The sequence below is a fragment of the Deltaproteobacteria bacterium genome (assembly GCA_026388415.1).
Classification (GTDB): domain Bacteria; phylum Desulfobacterota; class Syntrophia; order Syntrophales; family JACQWR01; genus JAPLJV01.
Genome location: JAPLJV010000064.1, coordinates 1 through 9,908 on the forward strand (window position 1 = coordinate 1; position 9,908 = coordinate 9,908).

General features: G+C 51.3%; 9 protein-coding genes. All 9 read left to right on the forward strand.

Features of this window, described 5'->3' with window-relative positions:
• Positions 1-470: efflux RND transporter periplasmic adaptor subunit (locus tag NT140_13215; protein ID MCX5832818.1), on the forward strand; the 470-nt coding region annotated here is incomplete at its 5' end.
• Position 471: 1 nt separating this feature from the next.
• Positions 472-1,167 (forward strand): ABC transporter ATP-binding protein, encoded by a 696-nt coding sequence (locus NT140_13220; GenBank protein MCX5832819.1) that lies wholly within the window; start codon positions 472-474, stop codon positions 1,165-1,167.
• Positions 1,164-2,396 (forward strand): ABC transporter permease, encoded by a 1,233-nt coding sequence (locus tag NT140_13225; GenBank protein ID MCX5832820.1) that lies wholly within the window; start codon positions 1,164-1,166, stop codon positions 2,394-2,396. The genes NT140_13220 and NT140_13225 overlap by 4 nt, the downstream gene beginning before the upstream one ends.
• A 33-nt stretch (positions 2,397-2,429) precedes the next feature.
• Positions 2,430-3,050 (forward strand): TetR/AcrR family transcriptional regulator, encoded by a 621-nt coding sequence (locus NT140_13230; GenBank protein ID MCX5832821.1) that lies wholly within the window; start codon positions 2,430-2,432, stop codon positions 3,048-3,050.
• A gap of 43 nt (positions 3,051-3,093) precedes the next feature.
• On the forward strand, positions 3,094-4,401 hold the full coding sequence (locus NT140_13235) for a TolC family protein (GenBank protein ID MCX5832822.1): 1,308 nt from the start codon (positions 3,094-3,096) through the stop codon (positions 4,399-4,401).
• A 36-nt stretch (positions 4,402-4,437) separates the two neighbouring features.
• On the forward strand, positions 4,438-5,523 hold the full coding sequence (locus NT140_13240) for an efflux RND transporter periplasmic adaptor subunit (GenBank protein ID MCX5832823.1): 1,086 nt from the start codon (positions 4,438-4,440) through the stop codon (positions 5,521-5,523).
• Positions 5,510-8,620 (forward strand): efflux RND transporter permease subunit, encoded by a 3,111-nt coding sequence (locus tag NT140_13245; GenBank protein MCX5832824.1) that lies wholly within the window; start codon positions 5,510-5,512, stop codon positions 8,618-8,620. The genes NT140_13240 and NT140_13245 overlap by 14 nt, the downstream gene beginning before the upstream one ends.
• Before the next feature lie 416 nt (positions 8,621-9,036).
• Positions 9,037-9,318 (forward strand): BrnT family toxin, encoded by a 282-nt coding sequence (locus NT140_13250; GenBank protein MCX5832825.1) that lies wholly within the window; start codon positions 9,037-9,039, stop codon positions 9,316-9,318.
• A complete protein-coding gene (locus NT140_13255) occupies positions 9,305-9,610 on the forward strand; it encodes a hypothetical protein (GenBank protein MCX5832826.1) in 306 nt (101 codons plus the stop codon). Before NT140_13250 ends, NT140_13255 begins: the two co-directional genes overlap by 14 nt.
• Positions 9,611-9,908: the final 298 nt, after the last annotated feature.

Consider the following 9,908-nt stretch of genomic DNA (forward strand, 5'->3'; position numbering starts at 1 on the left):
ACGCCTATCCCGACAAAATATTCCCGGGCCGCGTGTCGGTAATCAGAAATGCCCCCATAACCGTCCAGAATGTGGTCACTTATGACGTCGTCGTTTTGGTGCCCAACCCGGATAAAATTCTGAAACCGGGGATGACAGCCAATGTCTCCATCATCACGGCAGAAAAAAACAATGTGCTGGCAGTGCCGAATGCCGCGCTCCGTTTCCGGCCGCCGGAAAAGGCCAATGCTGCTAAAAAAGCACCGGAGCTCAAGCCGCCGGAGGGTAAAGAGCCGGAGCGTAAGGGGCCTGTTGTTTGGCGATTGGAAAATAACAAACCAAAGCGGGTAAGTATCACCGTGGGTATCAGCGACGGCAGTAATACCGAAGTTGTCGCAGGCGAACTGAAGGCCGGGGAAGAAGTAATCGTTTTGGCAGTGGACAACAAAACCAAGGCGGGCAGCTCGTTTACCGGAAGGTTGCTCCATTAATATGGCCCTGATTGAAACACAAGACCTTTCGAGGACTTACGATCTTGGCGGCGGCAATATCGTCCGCGCTCTTTATGGTGTGTCGGTCAAGATCGAAAAGGCCGAGTTTGTTGCCATCATGGGACCGTCGGGATCGGGCAAATCAACCTTTATGAATATTCTGGGCTGTCTGGATCATGCCACCGCCGGGCGCTGCCTTTTGGACAACATTGACGTTGAGGGCATGGACCGGGATGAATTAGCCCGGGTCCGCAATGAAAAATTAGGCTTTGTCTTTCAGGGGTTTAATCTCCTGCCGCGGACTTCCGCGCTGGAAAATGTCGAATTGCCGTTGCTTTACGGGAATATCCCGGTTGCGGAAAGAAAACGCCGGGCTTTGGCTGCTCTGCAAACCATGGGTCTTACGGGCTGGGAAAAACATCATCCCAATCAATTGTCCGGGGGGCAACAGCAACGGGTAGCCATTGCCAGGGCGCTCGTCAACAATGCGCCTCTCATCCTGGCCGATGAACCGACCGGCAACCTGGACACGAAAACAAGCGGTGAGATAATGGATCTTTTCGTCAAGCTGAACGAGGAGAAAGGCATTACTGTTGTTCTCGTCACCCATGAACCCGATATAGCCGCCTACAGCCGGCGGATCATCAGATTTCTGGATGGCCGTATCTTAAGCGACGAGGCGGTGAAAAAGAAATGATTGATCTTCCCTCCACATTCAAAATCTCCCTGCGGGCGCTCCGGACCAACAAAATGCGCTCCGCCCTTACCATGCTGGGTATCATCATCGGCGTCGGCGCTGTCATCACCATGCTGGCGGTGGGCACCGGCGCGAGCAGCAAGATATCGGAGCAGATATCCACCATGGGCAGCAACCTGCTGATCATCTTCCCCGGCAGTGTTACAGCCGGCGGTCTGCGCATGGGCAGCGGTTCCCAATCCACCTTGACCTGGGATGATGCCGAGGCCATTAAACGGGAATGTCCGGCGGTTGAAGAGTCGGTTCCTACCCTGAACGGTGCAGCCCAGATTGTCTATGGAAATCAGAACTGGTCAACCGGCGCCGCCGGTGTAACTCCCGGCATCCTGCTGGTCAGGGATTGGCAGTTGGCAGAAGGTAGAATATTTACCGACCAGGAGGTAAAGAGCGCCGCCAAAGTTTGCGTGCTGGGACAAACTGTCGTGACTAATCTCTTCGGCGACATGGACCCTCTGGGGCAGGTGATCCGGATCAAGAAGCTCCCCTTTACCGTAATCGGAGTGCTGAATGCTAAAGGCCAGTCTATCGTCGGACAAGATCAGGATGACACGGTATTGATACCCGTTTCCACAGCCCAGAGAAAAATATTTCGCACTGGCGGCATTCCCGATATGGTCAGGTCTATTACCGTGAAAACAAGGAGCGCCGAAGATCTGGCGCCGGCGGAGGCACAAATCACTGATTTATTGAGACAGAAACATCATGCGGGGTCGAAACAGGAACTTGATTTCACCGTTCGCAACCTCACCCAGATGATGATGGTAGCAGAGCAATCCACCCAGATCATGACGTTGCTTTTAGGGGCGATCGCTTCGGTATCCATGCTCGTCGGGGGGATCGGGATCATGAATATCATGCTGGTTTCGGTAACCGAGCGGACCAGGGAAATAGGTATCAGGATGGCCGTAGGCGCCGGGACCTGGGATATCCGTCTCCAATTTATTATCGAGGCCTTGACCCTGTCCCTGATGGGAGGGTTGGCCGGGATCATCATCGGGCTTTGCGCTGCTGCGGCAGTATCTGCTTTTGCCGGGTGGCCGACCATCGTTTCAACTTATTCCGTCATTTTTTCCTTCGGCTTTTCCGGTTTAATAGGCATCTTTTTTGGTTTCTATCCGGCCTATAAAGCATCTCTGCTAAACCCCATTGACGCCTTGAGATATGAGTAATCAACGGCTTAAATTTAATGACAGGTGGACATAATGGACAAGTCGGAGCGCAAAGAGAGAGAATTTAATCTGCGTCGCGAGGAGATACTAAAACAGGCCGAAGAGGTCTTTGCCGTCAAGGGTTATTTCAAGGCAACCGTGATGGAAATTGCCGAGGCTTCAGGGTTTGCCGTCGGGACAATTTATCAGTATTTTGGCAGCAAGGAAGAACTGTTTTCTTCCCTGGTAACGGAAAAACTGGAGATATTGTATGGTGGAATCAGAAGCGCTGTCGCCGGCAAGGAAAATGCCTTAGAAAAGATCAGGGCGCTCGTCGCCGCTAATTTCCTTTTTGTGGAAAATAATGTCAGTTTTTGCAATATCTTTATCCGGAGAGGCAGCGCCGCCTTGGCGGAGGGCGCTGCCGACTTGCGGGAAAAAATGATCGCCGATTATCTGGAACATGTGGATTTCATGGCCGCCGTCATTGCGGAAGGGGTAACCGCCGGAACTTTAAGGAAGCAGGACCCGCGTCTGATGGCTTTTATCCTGGCCGGCATGATTAACTCGTTTGTCTTGTCCTGGATGCAAACCCGGGAACGAGGTTCTCTTTGCGAGTTGACCGAAACTTTGCTCGCTATTTTTTTTGAAGGGGTAAAAGCAAGTGCCGCGTAAGGGTCGAGAAGGAAATCATTATCATGGGGAGAGAAGTTATTAGATGAAGAAAATCATTTATTTATGGGCAGGAATATTGCTCCTGCACTTGCTGGCCATGCCGTCTTTACTTTGCGGCGCTGATTATACCCTCGCTGATTTATACCGGATAGCTCTTCAAGGCGCTGAAAAGATTAAGGTATCGGAAGAAAATGTCAATATTGCCAAGCTGGAATTAAAAAAGGCGCGGGGCGCCTTGGTCCCCAATCTTTCCGCCTATGGGTCTTATACGCAATATACGGAATTGAAAACAGGTGATACGGGCAATGTGATCCAGCCTAATCAAGCCGGAGCATGGGGGTTGCAGCTTGCCCAATCCTATTCGCTGAGCGGCCGGGACTTTACGGTGCTGGATATTGCCGGCAAGACATTGGACAGGAGCCGCTTCGATCTGGTTTCGTTTCAACAGGACTATTTGCTTAATGTTTCCGCTTCTTTCTATGATCTCCTGAAAGCGCAGCAGGCCCTCGAGATTGCCAATGCCAATCTGGACCGGCTGACTAAGTACCGCGATGCCGCCAATACGAGATTACGGGTCGGGGAAGTCACCAAGACGGCGCTGCTGCGAGCCGAGGGGGAACTGTCGGGCGCCCGGTCGGACAAGATAAAAGCAGCCAATTCACTCGCGGCGGCTAAGGTTATCCTGGCCCGGCTGGTGGGTATCGAAGGGCCGTACGATATCAAAGAGACCCCCGAGGTAGATGATAGCCCCGGCTCACTGACAGACCTGGAGAGTCGCGCCATGGCCCGGCGACAGGATCTTAAATCCTTGGAAGCGCAGAAGGAAATTGCGCAAAAACAGTTGACCTATGCCAAAGGGGCATACTGGCCGAGTCTCTCCTTGGGCGCCGCCTACGCCAAGGTGGATCAATATCCGCAAACTACCAGCTTGAACCGTGAGAGCATTTACGGGAATGTCGCCTTGAATTTTACCTTCTATGATGGTGGAGAAAGAAATGCCGACATTATGCAGGCCGCAACCAGACTGCGTCAGGCAGAACTGCTTTACCGCGATGCAGTCAATAGTGCTATGCTGCAAGTGCGTAATTCATTTCTCGATTTTACCACCCAGCAGGGCATCATCAAGTTTCTGCAAGATCAACTGACTTACGCCCTCGATAACTTTAACGCGGTGTCAAAACAATATGAATTTGGTCTCGCGAACAGTCTTGATGTTATTGACGCGAATAATCTGCTCCTGACGTCTCAGCGTCAGCTTGCCGATGCCCTGAACAACAGCCGGTTTTCCCGGCTGAATTTGCAGAGAGCAACGGGCGCCCTGCTGGGAGAGACGGATGCTGATAAACAATAAACGAGGATAACTTTAGGTGGGAGGGGTCTTTATAACATGAGGAGAAATGCTTGGCGCTTAACCGGCTGCGTTGCCTGGCTCGGATGTTCTTTGCTGCTCGTAAGCGGCTGCGGTCAAAAAGAGACCAAACAGGTCAAAGAACGTATTGCCAACGTGCGTGTGCAACCGGCGGAAAAAAGACCGCTGCGGCCCTTCGTGGATGCTATCGGTACCTTGAAGGCTTATGACGAGGTGGTGGTAAGCGCCGAGGTGGACGGAATCATCAGTAACATCAAGGTAGATGAGGGCAGCAACGTAGTCCGCGGGGCCATGCTGGCTACTATTGCCGATACTGATTACGATCTGGAGGTAAAAAGAAGTGAAGCCGCCGTAAAGCAGGCCGAAGCCAGCTTCGAAAATATCAAGCTCGAATATCAGCGCAAGCAATCTCTGTATAAAGAAGAACTGCTTACGCAGCAACAGTTTGAAGACGTGACTACCAGGCTCTCTCTTGCCGAGTCGCAGTGTGACAGCGCGAAGGCCGGTCTGGCCCTGGCCAGGGCAAAACTGGCTAAAACGAAGGTTGCTTCGCCTCTGGCTGGGATCGTCAAGGAGAAAAAGGTTTCGTCCGGCGACTACGTCAAGAGCGGGACACCGCTTTTTACTATAATTCACACGGATACGCTGAAGCTTGATTTTACCGTAACGGAGCAGGATGCCGCCAAAATAAAGGTCGGCCAGGACGTGGGTTTTCAGGTGGATTCTGCGCCGGGCAAAGAATACCGGGGACGGGTAAGCACCATCTATCCCCATCTCGATGAAAAGACGCGCACGCTCATGGTAGAGGCCTTGATTCCCAATGGCGACCATTCCCTGAAGCCGGGTTTATTCGCCCGCGTAACGCTCTATTTAGGGCTGGCACGGGATACAATCGTTCTCCCCGTTAATGCGATTTTATACGACGAATCAAAGACAATGATTTTTGTCGTGGAAGGAAACCTGGCGCGGGGCAGGGAGGTAAAGATCGGGGCCAAGTACGGTGACATGCAGGAGATTCTGGCAGGCCTGAAGGAGAAGGAAACAGTCGTTATCGTGGGTCAGAATAACCTGGCAGAAGGGGTGAAAGTCAATGTGGCTCGCTGATACCTCCGTAAAAAGGCCTGTTTTTGCCACAATGATGATTGGCGCCCTCGTGATCCTCGGTATCGTCAGTTATCCGGAGATCGGAGTGGACCTCCTGCCCAAGATTGATTTTCCCATCGTCAATATCTCCACCAACTACCTTGGCGCCAGCCCGGATCTGGTGGATCTGATGGTTACGGACAAAATCGAAGAGGTAGTCAACACCATCAATGGCGTCAAGACCATCAACTCTTCAAGTACAGAAGGAAATTCGCGAATTACGGTTGAATTTGAGCTGGAGCGGAATATTGACCTTGCCGCCCAGGATGTGCGGGAAAAAATCGCCGGTATCAGGCGGAAGTTGCCGCTGGAGATTGACGATCCGGTCATTGGAAAAGTAGACCCCGATTCCACGCCCGTACTGTGGCTGGCCTTGACGGGTCAGCGATCGGTGCGCGATCTTTCCACCTATGCCGATGAAACATTGCGCGAGCAATTAGAGAGGATAAACGGCGTTGGCGCTGTGGAAATGCGCGGTATGCGCGGCAGACAGATTAATCTCTGGTTGGATGCGAAGAAGATGCAGGCCATGCGGATTGCTCCCAGCGATGTGCTGCAGGTGTTGCAGCGCAATAACGTCGAACTCCCCGGGGGACGGATAGAAGGCCAAACCAAGGATTATGTGTTGAAGATCAAAGGTGGAATCACCAGCGTGGCCAATTTCGAAGATATCATAGTTTCCTCCGAAAATGGCGTTCCCGTGAGAATCAGAGACATCGGCCGGGTTGAAGACGGCATGCAAATGAATCTTTCCGTCGCCCGTTTTAACGGCATACCGGCGGTAGGCATGAGCGTTCAGAAACAATCGGGGACAAACACCGTGGAGGTTGTGAATCGGGTAAAAGAGGAAATTGCCAATATCAAGAAAAGCCTGCCGCCGGGTATGGAAATAAATACTTCTTTCGATCAGTCCATCTTTATCCTGCGCTCCATTCATGAAGTGCAAATGCACCTGATCATCGGCAGCCTTTTCGCGGTGCTCGCCGTACTTGTCTTTCTAAGGAATTTCAAATCAACGATGATCAGCGCCATCGCCCTGCCCATATCCGTCATTGCCACCTTCGCCCTGATCCGGGCCTTCAATTTTACCTTCAACAACATGACGATGCTGGCCCTCTCCCTTTCCGTGGGCATCTTGATAGATGATGCGATTATCGTCATCGAAAACATCTACCGGCATGTGGAGGAAGGCATGGTGCCGCGCGAAGCGGCGATTTTTGCCACCTCGGAGATTGGTCTTGCCGTTATGGCCACGACCCTGGCCATTGTGGCAATTTTTCTTCCGGTCGCTTTCATGAAGGGCATCATCGGTCGCTTCTTTATCCAGTTTGCCCTGACCGTTGTTTTTGCCATCCTCGTTTCACTGCTCGTTTCCTTTACACTGACACCGATGATGGCCTCGCTTTTTTTGAAGGCCAGGCCGGCGGGAGATCATGCGCGGGAGGGAGAGACCGGTAAGAAAACGCTGCTTCCCCGTCTTTCCTCATGGTTTGAGCGGGGCTATATAAAGATTGAAGATTTCTACCGCGTTATTCTGGGCATAGCGCTACGTCATCGAATGATTATCATGGTCCTGGCCGTCGTGATTTTTTCGTTCAGTATTTATATAACGAAGTTCATCGGCAAGGAGTTGCAGCCTCCCGAAGATCAGGGACGTTTTATCGTTCGCCTGGAAGCGCCAATTGATTATTCGATGGCGCAAACTGACGAGCTCTGCAGAAAAGTGGAAGAAATTTTGAGAAAAACACCGGAAGCGGACACGGTGTTTTACACTCAGGGCGGACAAACAGCCAGCTCAATCAACAGGGCATTTGCAATGGTTACGCTCGTTCAGAAAAACAAGCGGACGAAAAGCCAGGAGAAAATAAAGGCCGAAATTAGAAACAAATTGAGGGAGATACCCGGCCTCAAGGCTTCGGCGGAAGATATCTCCACGATCGGCGGCGGCCAGCGGCAAGTGCCGATCCAGTACAGCATCCGGGGACGGGATATGTCCTATCTGCAAAAATATGCGCGAGATATTTCCGCCGAGTTCAGCAAACTTCCCGGCGTGGTGGATGTTGATACTTCTTTAGAAATGGGGAAACCGGAGTTTCGGGCTTATATAGACCGGGACAAGGCCGCCGACCTGGGCATTGATGTGCGAACGATTGGCGATGCCATCAATCTGCTCGTCAGTGGCGAGGTTGATGTCACCCAGTTCCAGGATGACGCACGCGGAAAACGCTACGATCTGCGGGTGCGTCTCAAACCGGGCGATCGCAACGATTCCCGTGATGTGGGCAGGATTTATGTGCGGGCGCGGGACGGCAGGCCGGTGGACCTGGCCAGTGTTGTCAAGTTAAGCGAGGGCGGCGGTCCGAGCGTTATCAACCGGGTGGACCGGCAGCGGGCGATAACCATCTTTGCCAATCTGGAGAATATCCCCTTGGGACAGGCCATGGATGGGTTGGATGCCATCTCCGCCAAGATTCTGCCGCCTGATTATCTTCCCAAGTATAAAGGGGCCGCCGATACCATGAAAGACTCGTTCAAGTACCTGGCCTTTGCGCTTGCCCTCGGCATTATCATGGCTTATATGGTTCTTGCCGCCCAGTTTGAGAGTTTTATTCATCCTTTTACGGTGCTTTTGGCCATGCCGCTTTCTTTTGTCGGCGCCTTCGGCGCACTTTATCTCACTGGGAAAACGATCAATATCTATAGTCTCATCGGTCTGATTCTGCTCATGGGTCTGGTGAAGAAAAACTCGATCCTGCTGGTTGATTACACGAATATTCTACGGGACAGAGGTCTGGAAAGACGGGAGGCCATTATGCAGGCCGGGCCCCGCAGACTGCGGCCCATTTTAATGACGACGATCGCCATGATTTTCGGTATGCTGCCCGTAGCCTTCGGTGTAGGTGAAGGCGCGGAGACGCGTTCCCCGATGGGGATTGCCGTCATCGGCGGACTAACTACCTCACTCTTGTTGACGCTAGTTGTGGTGCCAACGGCCTATGATCTCTTCGATGACGGATTGCAGCGCTTTCGAGGCCGCTTTAGGTCGAAAAAAGGGTAAAATGTATTGACATCATAGCAGGTTCATGCCATATCGGAGGCAAAGGTAACCAATTAAATCCGTGAGACCTTTGAAAATCTCCCATAACCCCTCTTTGACAAAGAGGGGAATAATAATATCCCCCTTTAGTAAAGGGGGATATAGGGGGATTTGGCATATTGCCAGAAGAAATTCAAAGGTCTCTCCGTGAATGTTCCCGCAAACTGAAGACCCAAGGCCAAGGGAAGTCATGAACAGGACAATAAACCCCATACCCCCGTCGTTCCTCCCGGATCACGGGGTTTTTTGTGTTGCAGGAGGAGGCGCCGATGGCGACAAATGAAACGTACCTTTCCGGTCAACTATACTCCCGCCTCCGGGTGAGCTTTATGTCGTTGTGATAAAACGGCAAAACGTTGCACTCGAGGAAGGAACGAATGAACCTTAAATTTGAGTGGGATGAAGTTAAAGCGGTCGCAAATCTCAAGAAGCATAAGGGGGTGAGCTTTGATGAAGGGGAAACGGTTTTCAATGATCTCTTTCTGCTCACCTTTCCGGATACCAGCAATTCTGAAAACGAAGAACGCTATATTAATATCGGTCTATCTGCAAAAGGTCGCGTTCTGGTTTTGATTCATACCGAAAGACAGGGTAAAATACGTATCATTAGTTGCCGGAAAGCAACAGCACGTGAAAGGAGATATTATGAAGAAAGCTGACTCCAAAGAGCCATCAAAGATAGAGGATATGAAACCGGAATACGATTTCTCCAGTATGAAAGGAGCAGTTCGCGGCAAGTACTACAAGGCATATCGAGAGGGCCACATGGTTGAGGTTCATAAGGAAGACGGCACCACTTCTGTCCGGTATTTCAAGCTCGAAGATGGAGCTGTCTTGTTGGAGCCTAACGTAAGAAAGTACTTTCCCAATTCAGAGGCTGTCAATAAAGCCCTCAGGTCATTAATTGAGATCATTCCATTAAAAAGGCGTGCGTCAGGTCATGGGAAATGATGTCCGGAATGGGGAGATAAGGATTGCGGCAACTCGCCAAGCTCACGTGTTCAGCGTTACTCCAATTACTGTCTGAAACGAGAAGGCAGCGAATGAGTTTACGGATTGCAAGCTTGCTGAACCTCACCCCCGGCATCAGGTCTATGGAGCGCATATGAATTGTGGACAAATGGCAAATCCCTCTGAGTAAAATGTGAACCAGTCCCCGATTGCATTCTAAATCAAATAGGTAGGATCATCCTGAAAATGGGAAAAGACCAACCAAGTATATTATACTAATTTGCATTCATAGATATAC

Excerpts from the sequence above, each read along its gene's own strand:
- NT140_13220 (MCX5832819.1), top strand. The coding sequence starts at position 472 with ATGGCCCTGATTGAAACACAAGACCTTTCGAGGACTTACGATCTTGGC.
- NT140_13225 (MCX5832820.1), top strand. The coding sequence starts at position 1,164 with ATGATTGATCTTCCCTCCACATTCAAAATCTCCCTGCGGGCGCTCCGG.
- NT140_13230 (MCX5832821.1), top strand. The coding sequence starts at position 2,430 with ATGGACAAGTCGGAGCGCAAAGAGAGAGAATTTAATCTGCGTCGCGAG.
- NT140_13235 (MCX5832822.1), top strand. The coding sequence starts at position 3,094 with ATGAAGAAAATCATTTATTTATGGGCAGGAATATTGCTCCTGCACTTG.
- NT140_13240 (MCX5832823.1), top strand. The coding sequence starts at position 4,438 with ATGAGGAGAAATGCTTGGCGCTTAACCGGCTGCGTTGCCTGGCTCGGA.
- NT140_13245 (MCX5832824.1), top strand. The coding sequence starts at position 5,510 with ATGTGGCTCGCTGATACCTCCGTAAAAAGGCCTGTTTTTGCCACAATG.
- NT140_13250 (MCX5832825.1), top strand. The coding sequence starts at position 9,037 with ATGAACCTTAAATTTGAGTGGGATGAAGTTAAAGCGGTCGCAAATCTC.
- NT140_13255 (MCX5832826.1), top strand. The coding sequence starts at position 9,305 with ATGAAGAAAGCTGACTCCAAAGAGCCATCAAAGATAGAGGATATGAAA.